The 22927-nt window shown below is 67.0% G+C and carries 23 protein-coding genes and 1 pseudogene; 10 read left to right on the top strand and 14 right to left on the bottom strand.

Annotated elements, in window-relative coordinates; genetic code table 11:
• Positions 1–4: 4 nt before the first annotated feature.
• The gene (locus EV643_RS17570) at positions 5–1333 is read right to left on the bottom strand and encodes an ABC transporter substrate-binding protein (protein WP_133801174.1); all 1329 of its coding nucleotides are present in this window, start codon (positions 1331–1333) and stop codon (positions 5–7) included.
• A 34-nt stretch (positions 1334–1367) separates the two neighbouring features.
• Positions 1368–4205, bottom strand: a complete 2838-nt coding sequence (locus tag EV643_RS17565) for a glycoside hydrolase family 78 protein (protein WP_133801173.1) — start codon at positions 4203–4205, stop codon at positions 1368–1370.
• 183 nt (positions 4206–4388) lie between these two features.
• Between EV643_RS17565 and EV643_RS17560 the strand changes: the two genes are divergently transcribed.
• The gene (locus EV643_RS17560; RefSeq protein ID WP_133801172.1) at positions 4389–5321 is read left to right on the top strand and encodes an AraC family transcriptional regulator; all 933 of its coding nucleotides are present in this window, start codon (positions 4389–4391) and stop codon (positions 5319–5321) included.
• Here EV643_RS17560 and EV643_RS17555 read toward each other — a convergent pair.
• Positions 5254–5946: a TetR/AcrR family transcriptional regulator gene (locus EV643_RS17555; protein WP_133801171.1), complete on the bottom strand. Its 693-nt coding sequence runs from the start codon at positions 5944–5946 to the stop codon at positions 5254–5256. The genes EV643_RS17560 and EV643_RS17555 overlap by 68 nt on opposite strands.
• A gap of 94 nt (positions 5947–6040) precedes the next feature.
• Here EV643_RS17555 and EV643_RS17550 point away from each other — a divergent pair, with 94 nt between their 5' ends.
• A complete protein-coding gene (locus tag EV643_RS17550; protein WP_133801170.1) occupies positions 6041–7252 on the top strand; it encodes an FAD-dependent monooxygenase in 1212 nt (403 codons plus the stop codon).
• 7 nt (positions 7253–7259) lie between these two features.
• On the opposite strand, the gene EV643_RS17545 is transcribed toward EV643_RS17550, so the two are convergent.
• The gene (locus EV643_RS17545) at positions 7260–7739 is read right to left on the bottom strand and encodes a PGPGW domain-containing protein (protein WP_238165644.1); all 480 of its coding nucleotides are present in this window, start codon (positions 7737–7739) and stop codon (positions 7260–7262) included.
• 83 nt (positions 7740–7822) lie between these two features.
• Positions 7823–9943, bottom strand: coding sequence for a peptidoglycan DD-metalloendopeptidase family protein (locus EV643_RS17540; protein ID WP_133801168.1), 2121 nt, complete (start codon positions 9941–9943; stop codon positions 7823–7825).
• 214 nt (positions 9944–10157) lie between these two features.
• On the opposite strand from EV643_RS17540, the gene lpdA reads away from it, so the two are divergent.
• Complete coding sequence (gene lpdA / locus EV643_RS17535) at positions 10158–11555, top strand: dihydrolipoyl dehydrogenase (RefSeq protein ID WP_133801167.1); 1398 nt, start codon at positions 10158–10160, stop codon at positions 11553–11555.
• 32 nt (positions 11556–11587) lie between these two features.
• On the opposite strand, the gene EV643_RS17530 is transcribed toward lpdA, so the two are convergent.
• From EV643_RS17530 to EV643_RS17515, 4 genes are all read right to left on the bottom strand, one after another.
• Positions 11588–12052 (bottom strand): DUF4395 domain-containing protein, encoded by a 465-nt coding sequence (locus EV643_RS17530; RefSeq protein ID WP_133801166.1) that lies wholly within the window; start codon positions 12050–12052, stop codon positions 11588–11590.
• 197 nt (positions 12053–12249) lie between these two features.
• Positions 12250–12930 carry a Type 1 glutamine amidotransferase-like domain-containing protein gene (locus EV643_RS17525; RefSeq protein ID WP_133801165.1) on the bottom strand — a complete coding sequence of 227 codons (681 nt, stop codon included), beginning with the start codon at positions 12928–12930 and terminating at the stop codon, positions 12250–12252.
• Between the two features lie 66 nt (positions 12931–12996).
• A complete protein-coding gene (locus tag EV643_RS17520; RefSeq protein ID WP_202869597.1) occupies positions 12997–13140 on the bottom strand; it encodes a hypothetical protein in 144 nt (47 codons plus the stop codon).
• 377 nt (positions 13141–13517) lie between these two features.
• On the bottom strand, positions 13518–13952 hold the full coding sequence (locus EV643_RS17515) for a VOC family protein (protein ID WP_133801164.1): 435 nt from the start codon (positions 13950–13952) through the stop codon (positions 13518–13520).
• A 66-nt stretch (positions 13953–14018) separates the two neighbouring features.
• Between EV643_RS17515 and EV643_RS17510 the strand changes: the two genes are divergently transcribed.
• Together EV643_RS17510 and EV643_RS17505 are read left to right on the top strand one after the other, a co-directional pair.
• Positions 14019–14384, top strand: a complete 366-nt coding sequence (locus EV643_RS17510; RefSeq protein WP_133801163.1) for a hypothetical protein — start codon at positions 14019–14021, stop codon at positions 14382–14384.
• Between the two features lie 336 nt (positions 14385–14720).
• Positions 14721–15140, top strand: a complete 420-nt coding sequence (locus tag EV643_RS17505) for a dihydrofolate reductase family protein (protein ID WP_238165643.1) — start codon at positions 14721–14723, stop codon at positions 15138–15140.
• A 251-nt stretch (positions 15141–15391) separates the two neighbouring features.
• On the opposite strand, the gene EV643_RS17500 is transcribed toward EV643_RS17505, so the two are convergent.
• Together EV643_RS17500 and EV643_RS17495 are read right to left on the bottom strand one after the other, a co-directional pair.
• Positions 15392–16132, bottom strand: a complete 741-nt coding sequence (locus EV643_RS17500) for a PP2C family protein-serine/threonine phosphatase (protein WP_133801161.1) — start codon at positions 16130–16132, stop codon at positions 15392–15394.
• Positions 16133–16549: 417 nt separating this feature from the next.
• A complete protein-coding gene (locus tag EV643_RS17495; RefSeq protein WP_133801160.1) occupies positions 16550–17092 on the bottom strand; it encodes a thioredoxin family protein in 543 nt (180 codons plus the stop codon).
• A 469-nt stretch (positions 17093–17561) separates the two neighbouring features.
• Between EV643_RS17495 and EV643_RS17490 the strand changes: the two genes are divergently transcribed.
• Together EV643_RS17490 and EV643_RS17485 are read left to right on the top strand one after the other, a co-directional pair.
• A complete protein-coding gene (locus EV643_RS17490; RefSeq protein WP_238165642.1) occupies positions 17562–18188 on the top strand; it encodes a hypothetical protein in 627 nt (208 codons plus the stop codon).
• Between the two features lie 175 nt (positions 18189–18363).
• Positions 18364–18903 carry a hypothetical protein gene (locus EV643_RS17485; RefSeq protein ID WP_133801159.1) on the top strand — a complete coding sequence of 180 codons (540 nt, stop codon included), beginning with the start codon at positions 18364–18366 and terminating at the stop codon, positions 18901–18903.
• A 100-nt stretch (positions 18904–19003) separates the two neighbouring features.
• Here EV643_RS17485 and EV643_RS17480 read toward each other — a convergent pair whose 3' ends face one another.
• Positions 19004–19699, bottom strand: a complete 696-nt coding sequence (locus EV643_RS17480; protein WP_202869596.1) for a tyrosine-type recombinase/integrase — start codon at positions 19697–19699, stop codon at positions 19004–19006.
• 426 nt (positions 19700–20125) lie between these two features.
• Between EV643_RS17480 and EV643_RS17475 the strand changes: the two genes are divergently transcribed.
• Positions 20126–20470: a hypothetical protein gene (locus EV643_RS17475; RefSeq protein ID WP_133801158.1), complete on the top strand. Its 345-nt coding sequence runs from the start codon at positions 20126–20128 to the stop codon at positions 20468–20470.
• Positions 20471–20669: 199 nt separating this feature from the next.
• Here EV643_RS17475 and EV643_RS17470 read toward each other — a convergent pair whose 3' ends face one another.
• The gene (locus tag EV643_RS17470) at positions 20670–20894 is read right to left on the bottom strand and encodes a hypothetical protein (protein WP_133801157.1); all 225 of its coding nucleotides are present in this window, start codon (positions 20892–20894) and stop codon (positions 20670–20672) included.
• A 357-nt stretch (positions 20895–21251) separates the two neighbouring features.
• Between EV643_RS17470 and EV643_RS17465 the strand changes: the two genes are divergently transcribed.
• Positions 21252–21656, top strand: a complete 405-nt coding sequence (locus EV643_RS17465; protein WP_202869595.1) for a transposase — start codon at positions 21252–21254, stop codon at positions 21654–21656.
• Entirely contained in the window at positions 21653–22624 is a 972-nt protein-coding gene (locus EV643_RS44870) for a DDE-type integrase/transposase/recombinase (protein ID WP_133801156.1), read from the top strand. Before EV643_RS17465 ends, EV643_RS44870 begins: the two co-directional genes overlap by 4 nt.
• Here the strand turns inward: EV643_RS44870 and EV643_RS46910 are convergent.
• A pseudogene (locus EV643_RS46910) lies at positions 22573–22740 on the bottom strand (group II intron maturase-specific domain-containing protein); the annotation flags it as partial. The gene EV643_RS44870 and the pseudogene EV643_RS46910 overlap by 52 nt on opposite strands.
• Positions 22741–22927 lie beyond the last annotated feature (187 nt).

Below are 22927 nucleotides of genomic sequence, written 5' to 3'. Positions count from 1 at the left end.
GACTTCACCAACCCGCCAGTCCGAGCTGTTGCGCCTGCTTCTTGACGTCCTCGTCGTACCGGGCCGCGCCGTCCTTCGCCTTGCGGATGCCGGACCCGACCTCGACGGTGATCTGCTCCAGCGAGGGGCCCTTCACCGGCGACAGGAACTCCAGCGCCAGGCTGGACGCCCCCGGCTTGTCGAGGTATGGCTGCATGTCCTTGATGGCCTGCGGTACGTCGGCCGGCAGTTCACAACCCTTGACGGCGTACGGACCGGTCGGCGCACCCGCCGTGGACTGTGACTTGCAGCCGTCGGGGCTGGCGACGAAGGCCAGGAACTTCTTGGCCGCCTCCAGCTTGTCACCCGTGGTGGTCGTCGGGATGTAGAGGCCGCCCGGCGTCCATAGGGTCAGGCCGTTCTTGGCCGCGTCGTCACCAGGCAGCGCGAACAGTCCGACGGTCTTGGCCGCGTCCGGGTAGGTGGCGATCATGTTGGCGACCACACCGGACAGGATCGGGTAGTGCGCACCCTTGCCGGTGGCAAGCATCTTGAGGCCGTCCGGCAGCTTGGCCGAGGCGAAGTCCTTGTTCTCGTAGCCGAGGTCGTGCACCTGCTGGGTGTGCTCGAACCCCTTCACCGCGGCCGGCGACGTCGCGTACTTCGCCTCGTTCTTGGTGTACTTGTCGGCGAAGTCCGGCTCGGCCGCGGAAACGTTGTGGAAGTCGCCGAGGACGAACAGCTGCGATGTCCAGGTCTCGCCGTAGGTCTGGATCACCGGCGCGACCCCGTCCCCGGACGCCTTGATCTTGGCGTTGTTGGCCATGAACTCGGACCAGGTCGTCGGCACCTTCAGGCCGAGCTTGGTGTAGACCGGGATGCTGTAGAGGACCGCACCGCCCATGAAGCCGCCGACCGGTGCGCCGTACACCTTCCCGTCGGCGGTCACGGTCTTCTTGAAGTTCTCGTCCAGGTCACCGATGTAGGGCTGGTCGTCGATCGGGAGGAGATTCTTCGGCGGCGCGATCGCCTGGAACAGCGACCCGGTGTTGTAGTTGAACACGTCGACCATGTCGCCGGTCGACAGCCGGGTCTTGATGATGTTGTCGCCCTCGGTACCGCCCGGGCGGGTTTCGACCTTGACCGTGATGCCGGGGTTCTTCGCGGTGAAGTCCTTGGCGAGTTGCTCGGCCTCCTTGACGTCCTGGTCCTGGTTGGTCGTCAGATAGGTGATGCTGACCGAGCCGGACCCTCCCTCGTCGCTGGAGCCGAGACTGCCGGCGCTGCAGGCGCTCAGTATGAGTGTGCCTGCCGCGAAGACGGCCAGTGCTGTCGAACGTGTTCCGATCCTCATCGTGACCTCCAGGGGGTGTTCGGGCCGGGGATGTTCATGGCTGCCGGAGCAGGGTGTCGATGCGGGCCTGGAGAGCTTCCGTGCCCGGGCCGCGACCCCAGCCGGTGGCGACCTCCGCGAACTGGCCGGCCGGCTCGTCCAGGTATCGCTGCACCCGGCGCGCGAGGTGCAGATCGGCGTCGACCGGGGTGCCGTCATCGCCGAAGACAACGGCCGACTGGCCGACGACGCCGGCGTCCTGAGCTGCTGCGACGAGTGCGTTCCAGGTCGGTTCGTGGTCCATCAACTGCCGGATGGTGGGATCCGCGGCCAATGGCGTCGCGGTCGCGACCGGGTCCGGCACCGTCCACTCGTGCTTGCCGTGGGCAACTTCAACGGGCTCGCCGCCGCCCGGCACGTGGACTTCAGCCGTCGCACCGACCGGGACCGTGACGGTCAACTGCAGCTGCCCGTCCGCCCGCTTCCACGAGACCGACGCCTCGCCGTACGGCGTGAGGTGGCGGGCCTCGGCGTGAGTGAGTCGCGCGTTGACCTCGGGCCGGATGACGAGCCGTCGGTACCCCGGTGCCGCGGCGGCCAGGCCGGCGACTCGGCGGTGCATCCAGTCCGCCACGGCACCGAGTGCGTAGTGGTTGAACGACGTCATCTGGCCGGGGTTGATGCTGCCGTCGGGAAGCATGCTGTCCCAGCGTTCCCAGACGGTGGTGGCGCCCATCGTCACGGAGTACAGCCAGGACGGGCAGCCGGTCTGCAACAGCAACCGGTAGGCGAGATCGGGCTCACCGGCATCGGTCAACGCGTCCGTGATCAGCGGCGTCCCCACGAACCCGGTGCTGATCCGGAAGCCGGACGTACGGACCAGATCCGCCAGCCGTTGCCCCGCTCGCTTCCGCTGCTCCTCGGTCGGCAGCAGCGCCCACTGTAACGCCAACGCATAGGTGGTCGCCGCATCACTCAGCACGCGACCACCTTCGGTCGCATACTCCTTCGCGAACGCCGCCCGCACCCGCTCAGCCAGTGCGGCGTACTCACGGACCAGCTCGCCGTCACCGACCACCTCGGCCGCCAGCGCGACGACCTCAGCCGACCGGGCCAGGTGCGCGGTCGCGACGACATCGTGATCCGCCTTGGCCTGGAACGGGTTCTCGGGCGGTGCGGTCGGGTCGAGCCAGTCACCGAACTGGAAACCACCGGACCAGAGCAGGTCGTCGCCGGCGAGATCGGCCATCCGGTCGACCCAGGCCCGCATACTCGGCAGCTGCCGCGCGAGCAGACCGGCGTCACCCGTGCGTTCGTAGAGCACCCAGGGCACGATCGTTGCCGCGTCACCCCAAGCGGCGGTCGCCGGACCCTGCTGGCGGATCACGTCCGGGATCACGAACGGCACCGAGCCGTCCTTCTGCTGCTCGACCGCGAGATCGGCGAGCCAGTTGGTCAGGAACCCGGCGCTGTCGAAGAGGAAGCTCGCGCTGGGGGAGAAGACCTGGATGTCACCGGTCCAGCCGAGCCGCTCATCGCGCTGCGGGCAGTCGGTCGGCACGTCGACGAAGTTGCCGCGCATACCCCAGACGACGTTCTCGTGGAAGCGGTTCAGCAGGTTGTGCGAGGAGTCGAACCACCCGGTGCGGCGCAGATCCGAGCCGACCACGACCGCTTCGACATCCTCGGCGCGCAGGTCGGCGACACCGGTGATCTCGGCGTACCGGAATCCGTGGAAGGTCAGCGTCGGCTCGAGCGTCACCTCGTCGGTTCCGGCGAGGATGAACGTGTCGGTCGCCTTGGCGGTGCGCAGCGGGCGGACGCCGAGTTCGCCGTTCTCCAGGACCTCCGCGTGGCGCAGGACGATCTCGTCGCCCTCGCTGCCGCCGCGGACCCGGAGCCGAAGACGCCCGACGACGTTCTGGCCGAAGTCCACCAGGGTCTTGCCAGCGGGTGAGGTGGTCACGGTCTGGACCGGAAGAACATCGGTCACCCGAACCGGCGGTCCATCTGGTGCGACCAGTAGACCGAGATCAGCTTCCACGACGTCGACCGGGCTCACCGCACCGGCTTCGCGGCGGAGGTCGACGCTCTGGCCGTCGTACAGGTCGTCGGCGGTCACGGCACTCTCGCGGGCGGTCCAGGTCCCGTCGCTGGCGAGCACCTTGACCTCGCCGTCGGCGGTGGTGACCTCCAGTTGCGCGAGCACGGCCAGCCGGTCGCCGTACAGGGCCTGCTTGCCTTGGAAGCCGAGCCGGCCGCGGTACCACCCGTTGCCGAGCAGGAATTCCAGCTTGTTCTCGCCGGCCTCGACCAGCTCGGTCACGTCGTACGTCTGATACCGCAGCCGCTGCTGGTACGCCGTCCAGCCGGGCGCGAGTTGCTCGTCACCCACCCGGCGACCGTTCAGCTCGGCCTCGTAGATCCCATGCGCAGTCGCGTAGAGGCGAGCGCGGACGATATCGGCGGGAAGCTCGACGACTCCACTGAGCAGGGGAGCGGGGGCGTTGAGACCACCGATCTCGTGCGGGCTCACGAACTGGGCCGTCCAGTCCTCCGCATTGAGCAAGCCGGCCTCAACCGTGGCCGGCTCGCTCCACTCACTCCAGTCGCCCTCACCGCGAACCCGGACTCGGACGGCGGCCGACTCCCGCGAGCTCAGCGGCGTACCGGGCCAGGGCACCAGCACTTGATCGACGGATTCGACGGCGACCAGCTCAGGCGCTGCGTCACCACGGACGATCTCCACCTCGTACGCCGTCTGCCGGTAGCCGGCGTCGGCGGTCGGGAGCTGCCAGGACAATCGGGGGACGGCGGTCCCGATTCCCAGCACCGGGCCGGGGTCTGTGCGGTGCTCGAAGCGAAGCTGGACGGGTGCTACGGGTCGCGGCATGTGCACTCCAGACGAGACTGAAACGATTCATCGGATGGCTGCGGTTGGTCGGGGTCGAGTTGTTACGGGGTGGTGGCGGGAAGGTTTCGCCTGTTCCCCGATCTTGGGGCCGTTGCTGGTCGCGGCATAGCCCGCAGTGCACTCGTGGTAGCACAAAATGCACTTCGGCTCGTATGTTGGAGCATGGACGATCCGCCGGTCGTGGCCACCCGCACGCTGCTGCACTTCGTCGACGGCACGCTCGCCTTCGCCGGGCGATATGTGCACGAGAACAGCCATCCCGTGCACACCCACAGCTTCTTCGAGGTGGCCGTCGTTGTCGGCGGACAGGGGTTTCACGAGAGTCTCGCGGGCCGGCAGAAGCTGGTCGTCGGCGACGTGATCCTGCTCCGGCCGGGCGTCTGGCACGGGTACGAGGACTGCCGGTCTCTGGAGGTCTACAACTGCTGCTTCTCGGCGGAGCTGATGCGGCGGGAACTCGCCTGGACCCGCGAGGATCCACTGCTGGGCTACCTGCTTTGGACCGGACCGTTCTCGGCCCAGCGCCGGGGCATCCTCGCCACGCATGTCGGCGGCGAGACCTTCGCCGAGCTCCTCGGCCACCTCGACGGATTGGAGCAGCTCCGCGATCTTCCGGTGAGCCTGCATCGGGGTGACATCGTCGGCAGGCTGTCCCTGTTTCTCAGCACTCTGGCGCGGGCCGTCGAGGGCGGCACGTCAGGTGGAGCCGGGCACACGCATCCGGCGGTGCTCGATGCGATGCGGATGATGGAGGCCCAGCCCGAGTACCAGTGGACGCTGACCGAGCTGGCCGACGAGCTGCACCTGGTTCCGGGGTATCTGGTCCGGCTCTTCAAGTCGGCCACCGGGCTGCCGCCGATGGCGTACCTGTCCCGGCACCGGGTCGAGCTGGCGGCCGACCGCCTGCTGCACACCGACGAGCCGATCAACCGGATCGGCGAAGCGGTCGGCTGGCCGGACCAGAACTACTTCGCCCGCCGGTTCAAGTCGCACTACGGCCTGAGCGCGTCGAACTACCGGGCCCGGTTCAGCGTTTCGCGCGCCGCGCGACCAAGACCTCGAGACCGTCAAGGATCCGCTGCAGCCCGAAGTTGAAGCCCTCGTTCTGGTTCTCGCCGAGGGTGGGCAGCGCGGCCGCCAGTCCGGGGAAGCGGTCGGGATCGCTGGTGACGGCGTCGATCAAGGTCTTGGTGATCTGTTCCGCGGTCACGCCGACGGTTCCGCCCGGCATGGTGAGCGACTGCTGGGCGATCGTCCGCACGTGGCCGGTGATGACCACGATCGCGTCGAGTTGCTCGCCGCCGTTGAGCCCGGTGCCGGCCGTCGCTTGGAGGCCGCGGTCGGTCCAGGTCAGCTCATTGGGGCCGATCAGCCGCCGGCCGACCGTCGAGAGCAGCAGCCAGGGGTGGCGCTCGAACCCCCGGTAGAGGTCGTTCGCCCAGGTTTCGAGCGCCTCGCGCCACGGCTTCTTGGGCTGGTCGGGCGGTGCGCCCATGGCCTGGTCGCTCATCACCGCGACCAGTTCGGCCTTGCCCGGGACGTATCGGTAGAGCGCCATCTTGGTGAAGTTCAGGTCGGCCGCGACCCGCTGCATCGAGACCGCGTCGAGTCCCTCGGCGTCGGCGATCACGATCCCGGCGGAGGCGATGCCGTCGAGGGTCAGGGCCGGTTTCGGTCCCCGGCTCGGCGGTGGCTGCCGGTTCCACAGCAGGTCGGACATCGGGCTCCCTGCGTTGTCGTTCCAGTGGAACTGTGTCTACCATACACGTTATTGTGTCCAGTGGACGCAGTTAACTCGATCGAGGAGACTCAGCATGAAGAAGGTCCTGATTTCCGGCGCGAGTGTGGCCGGTCCGGCACTGGCCTACTGGCTGGGTCAGTACGGGTACGACGTGACCGTGGTCGAGCTGGCCCCGGCGCTCCGCGAAGGCGGGTACGCGGTCGACTTCCGCGGTCCGGCGAACCTGACGGTGCTCGATCGGATGGGTGTGCTCGACGATCTGAAGGCGGTGCAGACCGGCGGCAACCCGATGCGATGGGTCGACGAGTCGGGCCGGCGGCTGATGCGGCTCCCGGCCGAGTTCGCCGGGGGAGAGGTGGAGGTGTCGCGGTCGGACTTGTCCCGGATCCTGTACGAGCACGGTCGCGAGCGGGCGGCGTACCGGTTCGGTGACTCGATCGCTCGGTTGGAGCAGCGACCGGGGCGGTGGGGTGGGGAAGGAATTGAACACGGTGGCGGGGTGGAGGTGACCTTCGAGAGCGGGGTCGAGGAGACGTACGACCTGGTGTTCGGTGCCGACGGGTTGCACTCGATCGTGCGCCGGCTGGCGTTCGGCCCAGAGCGCGATTACGTGAGTCACCTCGGGTACTACATCGCGGGCTGGGACGTGCCGAACGAGTACGGCGACGAGCGGGACACGCTGATGTACAACGTGCCGGGCAAGCTCGCGAGCGTCGGTGTGGACCAGCGGGACCTGAGCAAGGCCGGTGCGATGGTGATCTTCAAGTCACCCGAGCTGACCTACGGCCGCCGCGACCTGGACGCCCAGCACGCGATCATCCGCTCACAGTTCGCCGGGCTCGGCTGGCACGTGCCCCGGTTGCTCGACGGACTCGCCGGCGCGACCGATCTGTATTTCGACTCGATCAGCCGGGTGGACATCGACCGCTGGTCCGTCGGCCGGGTGGCACTCGTCGGTGATGCCGGGTACGGCGCGACCGTCGGCGGGATGGGGACCGGTACGGCGATCGTGGCCGCCTACATCCTGGCCGGAGAACTCGCCACCCGGCGGAACCACGCGGACGCGTTCGCGGCGTACGAGAGTCAGCTCCGCAAACCGGTCCGCGGTACCCAGCAGGGCGGCAACCGGACCGGGAAGTTCCTTGCCCCAGGCACCCAGTTCGGCATCGCCACGCGGAACCGGATGATGAACACGCCCATCCTGCTCAACGGAATGCTCAAGCTCGGCGAGAAGCTCAGCAACCAGGTGGCGATCAAGAACTACGCCGTCAGCGCTCCTGCGTGACGGCTGGTCACTTCAGGAGTGGCAGCTTGTGCAGGAACGACTCCCACGAGTCCGGCAGCCAGCCGGGGACGCCGAGGACGGCCAGGTAGAGCCAGATCGCGACCAGCACACAGAGAAACAGCGCGAGCGTGCCGAGCGCCTTCAGCCAGGCCGGTTGCTTACCGGTCCAGGTGGTGAGGACGTGCACCCACACCTTGACCCGAAGCAGCACTCGCTGGGCCCACTCGAACTCGGTGGACAGCACGGCCAGACCCGCGATCAGCAGTGGGATCCCACCCGGTCCGGGCAGCCAGCCGGTGAGCGGCGCCGCGATCACGAGCAGGCCCCCGACCACGCCGACCCCGATCCGGTAGATCAGGTGCTTGCGTGGGTTCGCGCGGATCTTCCGCCGCCACTCCCAGCGATCGTCCTGGGCGTCCAGCGTGATGTTGTCGTCCGTACGGTCAGGACTGAGATCCGTGCGGTCGGGACTGGTTTGCTCGGCCACCTCACCAGCGTACGTGCCGTCCGGGCCGCTTCCGGGGAGCGTGGATCCCTGGCCCTTCCCTGATTCTGGCCCTGACGTTGTGCTCATGCGCTGTTAGGCCGGCCGAACTCCCAGTGCCAGGGCTCCTCGCGGCTGCCGCCCTGCTTGGCCCAGGCCGGGTGGACCCAGCCGAAGGCGGCCGCGTTCTGAACCATCCACTGGTACTGCGCCGTGCCGAACTTGTCGACGCCACCGCACAGGTCGATCGCGATGCCCCAGCCGTGGTTCGACGTACCGGGCAGTGCGGCCAGGGACGGCTTGCGGCCGTACAAGTCGACCTGGGACGCGTACGAGCGGTAGGAGTCCGTGATGCAGATCGTCTTGCCGAAGCGATCCTTGTACGCGGCGGCCAGGCGCACGTACGCCGCGGCTGCGTCGCAGCGGAGCAGGTGGCCGTTGCCGAGGCCGCACAGCTTCGAGGCGGGGATCATGCCGTTGCTGTAGCCGCCCCAGCCGAGACTGGTCCCACCGGTGGCCAGGAACGGCATCGGGTTCACCGGATCACCGCCGAGCCGGACCTCGAAGTGCAGGTGTGGTCCGGTCGAGTTGCCTTCGTTGCCGACGGCTCCGATCTCTTGTCCGGCCTGTACTTGGGCGCCATTGGCAACGGTGATCGAGCTGAGGTGCGCGTACACGGTTTCCAGGCCGTTGCCGTGGTCGATCCGGACCAGGTTGCCGGCCCAGGCCGGGTGCTCGACCGTCACGGTGCCGGCGGTGACCGCGCGGACCGGCGTACCGATCGCGGCCGGGAAGTCCTGGCCGGTGTGGAATCCGCTCGACCAGAGTGCCCCGGGCTGTCCGAACGGCGTCCCGATCTCGTAGGTTCCGTCGGCCAGCGGCCAGGTCCACGCGCCGTCGCCGACCTCGTACGACGTGGCGGTGTTGCCGCAGCGGAAGGCGTACGCCTCGGACGTTGCGACCGGGGCCACCTGCGCCTTCGCCGGGCGGCCGAGGGTCGGGCGGAGGGCGGCGTACAGGCTGTCGGGGACGGTGGTGACGACGACGGATCCCTTGGCCTCGTCGGCCGCGATCATCTCGCCACCGTCGAGGGCGATGCCGATGTGGTAGAGGCCGACCGACTTGGTGCCCATGACCAGCAAGTCGCCTGGCTGGACTGAGGCGGCTGGGACTTGCTGGTAGTTCGGGTAGACCTTGCCGACGAGGTTCGGCAGCGTCGTGTAGGGCTGCCAGGCCGTCCGGGCGGCGCCGAGGCAGCCGTACTTGTTCGGGCCGGTCGCGGCGATGCCGTACGGCTTGCCGATCAGCGCGAAGGCCTGGTTGACGGCGCGGATGGTCTCGGCCGACAGGATCCGGACCGTGCGGCCGCCATCGACCACGCTGGCCGTGCCCGCAACGGTCTGCCCCGCGGCGGTGAGCGGTTTGAGGCCGGCGGGGAGCTTGGCCGGGTTCCGGATCGCGCTGGCGGCTGGTGCCTTCACGCCGGCGGCTGTGAGCTCGGCGAGGTACGTCTGCCAGCGGGACAGGGCCTGCTGGTTGCGGGTGGTCTGCAACTGCTGCGACAGCTGGGTGGCACCGGCCAGGTCGGCCAGCTGGCCTTCCATGGTCATCGACGCGTTGGCCGCCTTCTCCTGCAGTTCCTGGTTGAGCTGGCGGGCGGTGGCCGCGGCCTTGTCGGCGGCGGCGCGTTTGGTGGTCGCGTCCGCAGCTGCTGTACCGGCTGCGTTCTCCGCGGCGGTGGCCGCCTCGTACTGCGCGACCTGGTAGCTGCCGAGCTGGTTGATCGCGGTCTGGCGGTCGGCGATCTCCTGCAGGTTCTCCGCGATCGGCGCGAGGGACCACAGCATCGACTCGGCGCCCATCACGGTCGGGATGCCGAGCTGGTACGCCTGGGCGGTGAGCAGGCCGAGTTTGCGGCGCTCGACGTCGGACTTGGACTTCGAGCTGGCGGCGAACTGCTCGGCCTTCTTCGCGGCCGCTTCGGCGGTCTGGGCCTGGTTCAGGGCGTTGGTGTAGGCGATGGTCGCCTTGGCGAAGTCGGCCTGGATCGCGGCGGCCTCGGCCTGGAGCTGCTGGAGCGAACGCTTCACATCCGTCACCGAGGCCGGTGGCGGCGGCGTCGGATCGGCGTACGCGGGTAGTGCGACGGCGACCGCCGCCAGCACTGCGCCGAGCGCGGCGAACCGCACCGCACGCTTGTTCCTCATCCAGCCCCCATTGCCCGTCGCCTCACGCACGCACGAAGGAGGACGGCCCCCGCGCGTGCCAAGCGTAAGCGCCGGGCGGGCCCGGCGAAAGCCCTGGTCACGGATCGTGACGATGAGCCAGGACACACCCGCCGCGGGTGACCGCCGTCACAGGCGTGATCACGAGGGCGACCACTGGCGCGGAGTACTGGCGTGACCCACTAAAGTTCATCGCATGGCCTCGCACTTTGACGTTGTTGTCCTCGGCGCAGGTCCGGGTGGGTACGTCGCGGCGATCCGCGCTGCCCAGCTCGGGCTCAAGACCGCCATCATCGAGAAGAAGTACTGGGGCGGTGTCTGCCTGAACGTGGGCTGCATCCCGTCCAAGGCGCTGTTGCGCAACGCCGAGCTGGCGCACATCTTCCGCAAGGAGGCGAAGACCTTCGGCATCAGCGGCGAGGTGAGCTTCGACTTCCCGACGGCGGTGCAGCGCAGCCGCAAGGTGGCCGACGGCCGCGTCAAGGGCGTGCACTTCCTGATGAAGAAGAACAACATCACCGAGTTCGACGGCTGGGGCAGCTTCGTCGACGCGAACACCCTCGACGTCGCGCTGAACGACGGTCAGTCCGAGACCGTCACCTTCGACAACTGCATCATCGCCACCGGCGCCACCACCAAGCTGCTGCCGGGCACCCAGCTGAGCGAGCGCGTGGTGACATACGAGGAGCAGATCCTCACCGAGGAACTGCCGGGCAGCATCATCATCGCGGGAGCCGGCGCCATCGGCGTCGAGTTCGCCTACGTGCTGGCCAACTACGGGGTGAAGACGACCATCGTCGAGTTCCTGGACCGGATGGTCCCGCTCGAGGACGTCGAGGTCTCCAAGGAACTGGCGAAGGCCTACAAGAAGCTCGGCGTCGACGTGCTCACGTCCACCCGGGTCGACTCGATCGACGACTCCGGCTCGACGGTCAAGGTGACCGTCACCGGCAAGGACGGCAACCAGCAGGTGCTGGAGGCCGACAAGGTGCTGCAGGCGATCGGCTTCCAGCCGCGCGTCGACGGCTACGGTCTGGACAAGATTGGCGTCAAGCTGACCGAGCGCGGCGCGATCGAAGCCGACGGCTTGCTGCGCACCAACGTGGCGAACATCTTCGCCATCGGCGACGTGAACGCGAAGCTGATGCTCGCCCACGCCGCCGAGGCGCAGGCCGTGATCGCGGCCGAGACGATCGCCGGAGTCGAGACGATGGAGCTCGACCACGTGATGATCCCGCGGGCCACCTTCTGCCAGCCGCAGGTGGCCAGCTTCGGATACACCGAGGAGCAGGCTCGGGAGAAGGGGTACGACGTCAAGGTCGCCAAGTTCCCGTTCACCGCGAACGGCAAGGCGCACGGCCTCGGCGACCCGACCGGCTTCGTCAAGGTGATCAGCGACGCCAAGTACGGCGAACTGCTCGGCGCCCACCTGATCGGTCCCGAGGTCACCGAGCTCCTCCCCGAGCTCACCCTGGCCCAGAAGTGGGACCTCACCACCAAGGAACTGGCCCGCAACGTCCACGCCCACCCCACCCTCTCCGAGGCGCTGCAGGAAGCCTTCCACGGCCTAGAAGGCCACATGATCAACTTCTAAACAACCGGCGTCCTGATCGCGGTCGACCAGACTCAGGCCGGTTTCAGTCGGCGGATCAGATGGTAGGCCTTGCAGCCCAAACACAGCCCGGTGGATGCGTTGAGGGCTGCCACGCCGAAGGCGACAGCGGTGAGGCCGTAGCCAGCGACATCGACGCCGAGTGCAAAGGTGGTCAGCGCCAGAGCGGTGAACACGAAGCCGACGAATTGGGCGAATCTCGGCGGCCGAGCATCCTCCAACTCGGCCGGCGCTCCGATCCGCGGCCAGATGACACGGGCGAAGATCTGCGCCCACAACGACCACTGAAAACTCACGAACGCGGTGAACGCAAACACGGCGACCTGGGAGGCGAGCAGGCCGAGACCCAATGGTCGAGCAACGTCAACGATGAGCATCACGACCGCGAGCACGCTCGCTGTGGCCCCGGCGCTGAATCGCAAGAGGCGCGGATCGACATGGGCGCGGAGCGGGCACGCGCCGATACCGTTGCCGCGCATGTGGTTCTCCAGAGAGTGAGATGCCAGCTAGTCCGATCCAGGTCAGGGTACTCGGCCCGCACCTGCATCTGTTCGGACCAGCGTTTGAACCACGGGCGCCGCCGGATGCGAGCCCGCGATAGGCAAGGCCGGGGTGCAGGCGCCCGCTCTCGCACGGTGCTCGTGTCCGAGACGACCCTGGCCATCGAGGGCCGGGGTCATGCTCCGTGGGGAAAGAGCCTCCAGTGCCCCTCGGAGATGACCTCGACGGTGCCGTCGGTCACCTTGATGGCGGTGTAATCATCGATCGCGTACGCCGGACCGGGGATGCCGGCCGCCCAGCTCTCCGCGTCGGCCATGGTGTTCTCCGGCAGCATCTCGTGATCCAGATGCGGGAAGATCGAGAAGTCGACCACCCCCACCGTACTGTCGTCACCACCGGCGGGCGGCTTCCACCCGACGAAGTCCTCCCCGATGCGGGGGGTCATCACCATGCTCCCCGCGCTCAGCCCGACGTAGACCGTCTCGCTCAGTGTTGGCATGAGGTCCGCCAACCCGGACTGCCGCATCCAGTGGTACAGGTACAGGGCGTCTCCGCCCGACACCAGCAGGACGTCTGTCTCGCGGACCTTGGGGACCCAGTGCTCCTCATCGATGCTGGGCAGCGCGGTGAGCTCCAGCACTCCCAAGGACTTCCACCCCAGCTCGCACATGGGCTCGGCGGATCGTCCGCTGATGAAACGCCATACCCCCGCACCTGGACCGACGTTGGGATGCCCGTACATCGCGGTGGGGATGCAGAGGGCGTTGCACTCCGCGATCGGTTTGCCCAGGAGGTCGACCAGCGCGTCGTGGATGCTCGTGTTCTTGACGCCCGCGGACGTGAGAAGAAGCCTCAAGATGTCTCCCGATTCGAGTGCAGCTCAGGAAGCAGGTTAGCGGTCGCTTTCCTCATGTCAGGTGCTTCAGTCGGTTGCATACTGCGGGCGTCCGGCCGGCCGGTAGACCTGGATCGTTACGCCCTTCGAGTCGGCTCGCGAGTCGACCAGATCCAGCGCAATGTCCGGGCCGGCGTCCGCCGCGCACGAACCCGTTCCTGCGGTCCTCATCCGACGCGCCGCCGTTTCCCTGCATCACTCCGTCGACGGTGACTTGCGTCATGGTCGTCCGTTTCATGGGTCGCAGATCCTTTCTCGCTGGGTTCGTCCCTTTGGGGCGCCCCCGTGGGCGGCCGCTCACCCCTTCTACGAACACCTCTGCCCCGATCCGACACCACCTCCCGGACTTCTTTCGAGGACTTTCTGGTACGCCGGTTGTGAGTGGAGCGAACGTTTCGACTGGCGTGGCCGAGGGCGGAGAGCCACACTGCGATCCAGCCGCAGACGACGACCAACGCGATCGTGACGAGGTGGAGCAGTGGTGGCGCGGGAAGTCCGACGGTTCACGTTCGGGCCCGCGCCTGGTACGCCGAATCGAAGCCGGCCACTCAGTCGAGACAGAACTCGTTGCCCTCGATGTCCTGCATCACGAGGCACGACTCGTTGACGCCATCGGCAACCAGTAGTCGCACGCGTACCGCGCCGAGCGGGATCAGTCGTGCGCATTCGGCCTCGAGTGCTGCCAGGCGCTCTTCACCCACGAGCCCGGTGCCGACCCGCACGTCAAGATGCACCCGATTCTTGACGACCTTGCCTTCGGGAACGCGCTGGAAGAACAGTCGCGGGCCCACACCTGAGGGATCAACGCATGCGAACGCTGAACCCTGATCCTCAGGCGGCAGCGCGCGATCGAAATCGTCCCAACTTGCAAACCCCTCCGGTGGCGGCGGTACGACGTACCCCAACACCTCACACCAGAAACGAGCGACGCGCTCAGGTTCCGCGCAGTCGAAGGTGACTTGGAACTGCTTGACCGACGCCATCGCTCCACCATAAAGGCGCGCCCCAGCCATCGCCACGCAGGTCGCGTCTCGCGGGACAATGTCCGGATGGGAGATGCGCAACTGCCACGCAGCGTGTTCACGGCTGAGGATCGTGAGGCCCAACTAGTCGACTTCGAGCTGCTCTGTGGGCGGCTGGCCGATGCCTTCGCAGCGCACGCTGACCTGCGTGCTGCTGAGTTGTTTCGAGCAAGGGCCGCAAGAGCGCGGCGCCTACAGGTTGAGGGTTTCTCGCAGGCCGACTTGAACGAGCTCGGTGGCCAGTTTCCTGCCGGCGCGTGGTGGCTCAACCCGAAGGCCGCGGACTACGACGCGCCACGTGAACCATGGCAGGACGACGTCGCATCGCTTCATCGTCTCGCCTCGGCTACAGCTTCTGACCTGCGGGCAATCGCGATTCTGTATCGCCCATAGTGGGCGCACGCTCTTGCATGAGACCCCTTCGTGACGATCGGCAGGTCCGAGCGGATACGGCAGACGTCCTTGTCTGCCGTGAGCGCCGCACTAGGTGGGAAGCGCCCTGTCGTCGGCATGAGCGCGGATCGCGGCATGTGCGGACGACTAGTCAGGGTCTTCGCGATCGATCTGGTCCCAGAGCTCGTCCGCACTGGACGCGCACATTGAGGAACTGGAGCGCAGTCGCCCCGAACCCGTCGCGCGGTCGGATCGCTGACAACCGGCGTACCAGGAAACCCTCAGAAGAAATGCGGGAGGCAGTGTCGGATCGGGGCAGAGGTGTTCGTAGCAGGGGTGAGCGGCGCGGAGGAGCGGGCTCGCGCCGCGGCGGAAGATCAGGGCAACCACCAGATCGCAGCTGCCTTGAACACGAGGGCCAAGTACCTCGCATCGACCACGCTCACCGAACCGCGCTGGGCGAACACGACCGTCGTCTCCGGTGACCTCGCGGCGGCCATCGGCGAGCTGAAAGCCAAGCCGGCGGGTGAGCTGCATGTGCACGGCAGCGGTGCCCTGATCCGCTGGCTGCTCGAAAACGACCTCGTCGACGAGATCAACCTGCTCATCGTCCCCGTGGTCCTCGGCCAGGGCACGCGGCTGTTCCCCAACGCCGGCCCGGACACAGCGCTAGACCTGCTCGACTCGCGAGTCGACTCGAAGGGCGTAACGATCCAGGTCTACCGGCCGGCCGGACGCCCGCAGTACGCCGACTGAAGCACGTGACATCGGTGCCGCACTAGACGACCGACCGGTTCCAGCCGTATGGCCAAGACCCACCCACGTTGGAAACGAGAAGTACCTCGGCGGCTTCTGGATCATCGACGCCTCCGACCTCGATGTGGCGCTCAAGCTCGCCGCCGAGCGGCGGCGCCTTGCGGGGCCGTTCGCAGCGGGTTCGGCCCTGGTCGGGAGTCGAGCAGGGGCCGTTGCGCCAGAGCGGGCTAGCCCCAAAGGCGCCGTACTTGCTAGCGTTCGAGCTCCACCAAGGCCAGCGTGATGTTGTCCGGGGCACCGCCGGCGATCGCCGCCTTCCACAACTCGAATGCTGCCTTGCCGCCCCGGTGATCGCTCAGCAGCCGTCTGATCATCCTGTCGTCGACAACGTCGCTCAGCCCGTCGGAGCAGACCAGGTATCGTTCGGCGTCGTTCAGCGGGCGGATGCTGACATGCGTGTCGATTCCCTTGTACGACGGATATCCGCCGAGCGTCTGCGTAACGATCGTCGTGTGTGTCTGTCCGGGCTGCAACGGAGGACTGTCGTCGATGCTCAGGCGCGACAGCTCCAACCCGTTCCAGGCGTACACGCGGCTGTCCCCCACGTTGAAGACAAACACCGAGTCACCGGTCAGAACGACACCAGCGACGGTCGTTCCCATGGTGATGCGGCGCGGATCGCGGCCAGCCGCCTCATAGACCCGCTTGTTGCAGTCGTCGATCGCCGAGCGCAGGGACCGCTCGTCAGCCAGGCGCGGCCCAACCCGGGCCAGTTGCTGGACCACCAACGTGCTGGCCAGTGCCCCGGCCGGATGGGCGCCGAGCCCGTCCGCGACCGCGACCACCAGCGGCGGCCCGATCGGGAACATGAGCGTCTCCGGGACGAGGGTCGCGGACGCGCAGATAGTCCACGGGCCGACGACGAGACTGTCCTCGTTGTGGTCACGGAGCAACCCGTCGTGGCCGAGCGCGGAGATGGCGGCAAACCTCACCGATGCTCCAGATACGGTCGATCCGATCCTGCCTCGACCCTACCGCGAGGGCGCTGCCCGGCGGGTGCGAAATTGGTCGCGGATCCGACCGCTCTCCACTCAACACACCTGGGCGCTGTAGCAGTTGGTGTAGCAACACCGACCGTTGTCGGCCTCACGCGATTGACGTCCTCACGTGGCCGGTCGCGACCGTGTCGTCTGGCACTCGACTGCGAGATCCTCGGGATCGAGAGCGCGGCCGGAGACCACTCACCGCCGCTGGCCGTCGGTGACAGTTGTTTGTGAGGGCCGCCGAGTCGGCTCACCACAGGATCTACCGATGCGGGGTGGGACGTTACCGCCGGGGTGTACGTCGACCACGGCAACGACGGTCATGGCTGACTGTTCGTCAAGCAGACCGCGTTGGCGGATCCAGGGTCACGCGCGCCACTTTATGGAGCAGCCCATACTGGGCCGGTGTGGCTCGGGCACCGGCTCGTGAGCCAGCACGTGCCGAATCGCGGCGGTGAGCAGATCGCCCGTCACCGGGACGAGGTTGCCCGGGGTCGAGGCGTCGAACGCGCCACGGTAGGCCAGCCGGCCGTGCGCGTCGTACAGGAAGAAGTCCGGGGTGCACGCGGCCCCAATCGACCGGCCGACCTCCTGGGTGGTATCCACCAGGTAGCGGAATCGCCAGTCAGCGCGCCGGGCCTGCTCGGCGAGCCTCTCCGGTGCGTCGTCGCGATAGGCAACCGCGTCGTTGGAGCAGATCCCCACCGCCGGAAGATCGGCGAACTCGTGCAGCACCTCACCGAGCCGAGTCTCGACGTGCCGGACATAGGGACAGTGGTTGCACAGGAACATCACTAGGGCCGGCCTGCCCGCCAGGTCCGTGCTCTCGACCTGGTGGCCGTTCACGTCGGTGAGCGCGAACTCGGGCATCGACGTACCCAGCGGCACCATCGTGGACTCCACTGCCATGTCGCCCAGGCTACTCGCGTCCACGTCTGTCCAAACGACGGTGCGAGTGCTTCACTGCCGGCGGCAGATGGTCGAAGTCCACGGGATCGGCGTGGTAGGGGAGGGTCTGGACTTGCCCGCCGTCGTTATCTTTGGTCGCCGACGCTTCCTGCCACTCGAATCCAGCCAGCCGAGTAACCGGATCGATGTGGCGCCGAAGAATCGCTACCAGCTGGTGGTCAACCGTCGGCTAGTTGGTCCTGTGCATCATGCAGCCACCCGCCACGCACGGCGAGTTCCTGCCGCCGGCACAACCTTGTCGCGAAGCCGGACAGGCTCCGGCTGTCGCCTCGTCGAACGGCGCCCGGAGTCCGACGGATCTCGGCACGTCCCTGTGTTTACCTGTCGGCGGCATGAGCGGACGTTCTCACTCAGAGCAAGTCTCCCGTCTCCATGGGCTCCGTGAGCTCCGTGCGGGATCATCGACGTCGTGCCACAGACCGATGACGCAATAGAAGCGCGCAGACTCTACGAGCAGAAGACCGCAGCTCTCGTTGGGCGGCGGATCGTCGGAGTGACGTATTGGGACATCCACAACTACGGCACAACTCCTCGCTCCTGGGACTACGGCGACTGGCACCACGCGGTCATGGGACTAGAAGTCGAGACAGAGAGCGGGCCGCTGTGCATTCTGTGGACGGACACGTTCTTCCCATACGGCGTCGAGGTCTTTCGCGAGCCCCTCGCGAACCACCTCATGCTGGGGCCGGACGGGCCGGAGGGATGGCGAGTCGAGGACCATCGACACTGGCGATCACGCGTAGGCTCGCCCGTGCTGGGGACGGCCACCTTCTGGGAGGACATCGAGGTCGGACCAGCCCGTCGCCTCGGTGACAACCAGCTCGTGTCGGAGCCGAAGACGTACACAGTTCCGATCGCGCTGCGGCTCGACTTCGAGGCTGGGCCTGTCTGGATCGTTGCGGCGATGCCTGATTGGCCAGACCTCGAACGCGTCTTCGTACCCGCCGACGAGATCATGGTCGTGTTCTCCCCAGCGCGGATGCGCAAGATTGGCTTCCCAAAGACGGACTTTCTCTCGGCCGGCCCAACGTTCTGAACTGACGTCCTCAATTCGGCAGCTCCGCACCTTTACGGTCGGCGCAGATGAGTGTGCACCATGGGGCGGTACGGGTCGCGGCCCGGCTAGCCCTTACACCGCGCGGCGAGTGGTAGGTCCGGCGGTGCTCTGAGCGCGTGGTCTGATGTCCAGAAGGGCCCATAGACTCCCCGCCATGACCGCCCAGGACCAGTACCGACGCATGCTCAAGGAATGCGTTACGCCCGCGCTGCGGGAACGAGGCTGGCGAGGAGGATCCGGCAAGTACTACCTGCACGGCACGACCGGCCATGTAGGGAGCGTGATTCTCTCCGGCAACCATCGCCGCTCCGCCGCGCAGGTGCGCACCTTCCACGTGCACATTGGCGTGGCCTCACAGTATCTGCAGGAATTTCAGGAAGGTACCGGGCGAGCACCACTCTCGAAGCGCCCCTCTTACGCGCTGGACCACGACTGGTTCGACGAGGTCGCGAACTTCACAATCACGAGCGAGGATGACCCGCTGGAGGTGGGCGCCTTCGTGTGGATGGTCCTGGAAACGCAGGCCATCCCAAGGGTCGCTGCCAGCCTCGACGACGACGGGCTGCGGAGCGCCGTCGACGGCTGTCCCGTCGGCGCCGGGCGGGGAGGGGCGCACCCTGATGGAGATCGCCCAAGGAAACTTCGAGGCGGCCCGGACCAGAATCGAGTCCTCCGAAAACGCCTTCGGTGGTGACGACCCCGGCGTCATGTTCCTGCGCAGCCGACTGCGTGAGGCCATGACCAACAATGACTGAATCGGGTAGTGCCGAAAGTGACACGGCACTACCGGGGGATTACCGCACTTCGGCACGACCGGTTGGTTTGGTCAGGTGCCGGAGGCCATGTAGGCGGCCAGGATGTAGTTGGGGTGTCGGTCGAGGTTCTTGCGGGCGCGGTCGTAGCGCATGGTCGTCCGGGGGGTCGGCGTGGCGGGCAGCGATCTGTACGTCCCGCAGGTCGACGCCGGCATCGAGCATCGTGGTAACGAAGGTGTGTCGCAGCATGTGCGGGTGGATGCGTGGCAGCCTCACGCCGGCTGCCTCGGCGAGACGCCGCAGCCGCCGGGTGGCACAGTGACGGTCCATCGGAGTCGCGCGCCGGGTCAGCAGAATCGGTCCGGTGACGCGGTCGTCGATGGCCCGCTCGATGGCGCGGCTCACGGCCGGTGGGAGCGGGACGAGGACGACCTTGCCGCCCTTGCCGCAGACGCGCAGCACGCGGTGTCCGTGTTCTTCGCCGAGGTCATCGATGTTGCTTCCGGTGGCCTCGAAGATCCGCAGGCCGAGTAGTCCCAGCATGGTGACCAGAGCGAAGTCGTACCGGTTGGTCGACTCTCTGGCGGCTGTGAGTACAGCCTCGAACTGCAGGTGGGTCAGCCCCAGGGTCGGGGACTCGGCCGGCACGTTGGGTCGACGCACGTAATCAGCTGGCGAGTGTTCGAGAGTGCCGTCGATGACGCAGGTGCGGTAGAACCCGGCGACCACCGACATCCGGCGTGAACGGTCGAGGGCCGGTACTGCCGCACCTCTTGGAGCCAGCGGACATAGAGCTCGACGTGAGGGCGCGTCGCGGCGAGCGGGTCGAGCCCGCGTGCTTCGCACCAGATCAGGTAGCCCCTCAAGTCCGACTCGGTATGGATTCGCGACTGGCCCTTGAATCGCGCCAGGTACGCCGCAGCTGCCAACCGCAGGACAGTCGGCGTGGTGACAACTACACCGGAGACGGCCGGGCCCGAATGCGAGTGCTGCATCCCTCATTGCCGGAGGCACGGCCTATGCCGTTAACCCCCACGGGACCTTCACCATGAGCGGCAATGTGCGGACGCCTGGGTCCGCGGCTGAGACACTGTCGCCATGAGGTCGGTGCAGGTGTTCCCAGGGCATGGATCTGCGTCGGCTGACGTCCTGCTCGATAACATGGGTGACCGTGCAGGGTCGGAATGGTTCGGGGTTGCCGATCGACGGCTTGAGGTCAGTTTGACCCAGTACGAATCTGCGCAAGACCTAATCCACGCGTTGGAGGACGAGGGCTCGTTCTCCGCGTCCGAGGTGGACGCCCTGCGGCAGGTGAGGGATGAACTCGCGGGGAGCTGGGTCGAGGTTCGTCTTTCCGGTCGCGGGGACTACCAAGCCGAGATGCGTGACCTTGTTGAGCGTCTCCTAGCCGAGGGCGGATACGCATTCGACGACTACTCCGACGACCCTTGGTCACTCGAACAGATCCGGCATGGCCGCCCGAAGGGCCAGACCTTCCGGGCCTGATGGTTCCCGGACATCGGCAGACCGCGCGGACAGCGGCATGTGCGGACGTTCGTCATCGGCATGTCGCGTAGCAGCGTAGGAGCGACAGATCGTCACTCGCGGCGTAACACGCAGGTCCTAACCGCCCGCCAGAACTAGTGGTTCGCGGCGGTTCATCGCGTTGCGACAGCACGTACTAGCCGCAAGACAGCCTCGACAGTCAGTCGCCGCTGCCGGGGTGGATGCCGCTCTGATGAAGAGTCGCTAGGACGCCATCCGCGTCGCGACGAACGTCGCCAAGTGGGTAGTCGAGGAGCCCAACGACATCCGCGAGCGCTTGCAGGTCCCCTCGCTTGAGGTGCTCTTCGGCTTCGGTCGCGTGATCGAGGACCTTCTGGGCGTCTCGACGCAGTTCTGCCACTCGTGGAACCAGATCGTCCGTCATGCCGCCCAGCGTATCGGCGCAGTGGGCTTTGGCCTGAAACGGCGGTATGACGCGTCTCCTCCGCGCGGTCTGCGCGGCGTGAGCGGAACCATCAAATAGGTTGATGACGGCCGAGTGCAGTCAGGCAAGCGACGCTGAAACGATCACGTCGACGGTGTCGCTTACATTCGAAAGCACGCGGGTCGAGTAGCGTTCGGGGACCTTGCCTTGCCGCATCCGGTGGGCCCACTGCTTTTCTGTGACGACAACGTCGCAGTAGACGGCTGCTACCGGCAGGCCCTCTGTGTCAAGGTTGTGTGAGGCAACATTCGATCTTGAAACAGTGTGCTGAGGGCGAGCGAGGAGTCCAGTTCTACAGTGAGTTCGACCAATGAGCAGGTGCCTGATCCGGAGGTTCCGGCGAGGGCACGGACGCGAAGGTACTCGGCGTCTTACAAGGCCAGGATCCTGGACGAGTACGAGCAGTTGGACAAGGCCGGCAAGGGGGCCCTGCTGCGGCGGGAAGGCCTGTACTCGTCGCTGATCTCGGCGTGGCGAGACCAGCGGGACAAGGGCGCGTTGGCGGCGCTGGCGCAGCCGGCGGGCCGCCCGTCGGCCGATCCCCGCGAGCGGGAGAACACCAAGCTGCGCAAGGAGAACGAGCGGCTGCGGGCCGAGCTGGACAAGGCGCAGAAGGTCATCGATGTGCAGGGAAAGCTCTCCGCGCTGTTGGGTCAGCTCGCGACCGGCAGCCCGACCAGCGGGAGCGAGCCCACGCCATGATCGACGACGCGATCACCGAACTCACCCCGCTGGTCGGCACCCGCAAGGCGTGTGCCGCGGCCGGCCGGGCTCAGGCCAACCACTACCGCCGGCACCGCAAGAGCCCGGCCCCGGCGAGGCCACCACGCGAACCCAAGCCGCAGCCGCGGGCGCTGGGCGCGGCCGAGCGTGCCGAGGTGCGGGCGGCGCTCAACAGCGAAGAGCATGTCGACAAGGCGCCGGCGGCGGTCTACCACGAACTGCTCGACAACGGTGTCTACCTGGCGTCGATCTCGACGATGTACCGGATCCTGCGCGACCACGACGAGGTCCACGAACGGCGCCGCCACGCGGTGCATCCGGCCCGGGTGAAGCCCGAGCTGGTGGCCACGAAACCGAACATGTGCTGGTCGTGGGACATCACCAAGCTGCACGGCCCGGCGAAGTGGTCGTACTACTACCTCTACGTGATAATCGACATCTACAGCCGCTACGTGGTCGGCTGGCTGATCGCCGAACACGAGTCGGCCGCACTGGCCGAGAAGCTGCTCGCCGACACCATCACCAAGCACGGCATCGAGGCCGATCAGCTGACCCTGCACGCCGACAACGGCTCCTCGATGGCATCCAAGCCGGTCGCGTTCCTGCTCGCCGACCTCGGCGTGACCAAGACCCACTCCCGGCCGCACACCTCCAACGACAACCCCTACAGCGAGGCTCAGTTGCCGGGTAGCGGGCAGGAATCGCACCTGCCCGCCCCCACAGATCCGGACGTGAACCTCTCGATTCATCCGGCTCGTGCCGTCCAACCTTCAGGTCAATACCGTAGTTCCCAGTGCGCGAACAGCCGAGGCGCCCGTTCCCGGACGGCCTTCAACCATTGCCGCGCCTTCTTGTCACTGCGTTTGAATCGCTCGTACTTCCATTGCGCCCAGCGCATCAGATGGCGGTCGATGCGCTCGCAGAGGGGTTTCACCCTGCTCGGGTAGAACACGGTGAAGTAGTTGAACCAGCCCCGCAGGACCGGGTTCAGCCACCGTGCGATTTCGCTGAGTGTCTGATTGGTGCGCCGATGGATCCGCCAGGCCGCAAGCTTGCGGCTCATCTCGGTCAGCTTGTCCGGGGACACCGCAGGCAAGAACCCGGTATAAACCTGTTTCCGGTTCTTGTCGAACGCCATCCTCGGACGGAACGCATACCGGCTCTTCGATCTTGACCGGGCACGACACGCGGTCTCTGCCTGCGGGGTAGGGGCTCGTGGCCTCTGAACACTGGCTGTTGTCGAGACAGTT

Origin of the sequence: Kribbella caucasensis (assembly GCF_004361855.1) — a bacterium.
Taxonomy (GTDB): Bacteria; Actinomycetota; Actinomycetes; order Propionibacteriales; family Kribbellaceae; genus Kribbella; species Kribbella caucasensis.
Note: the sequence above shows the minus strand (reverse complement) of the source record. Positions and strands in the feature narration are given on the sequence as shown.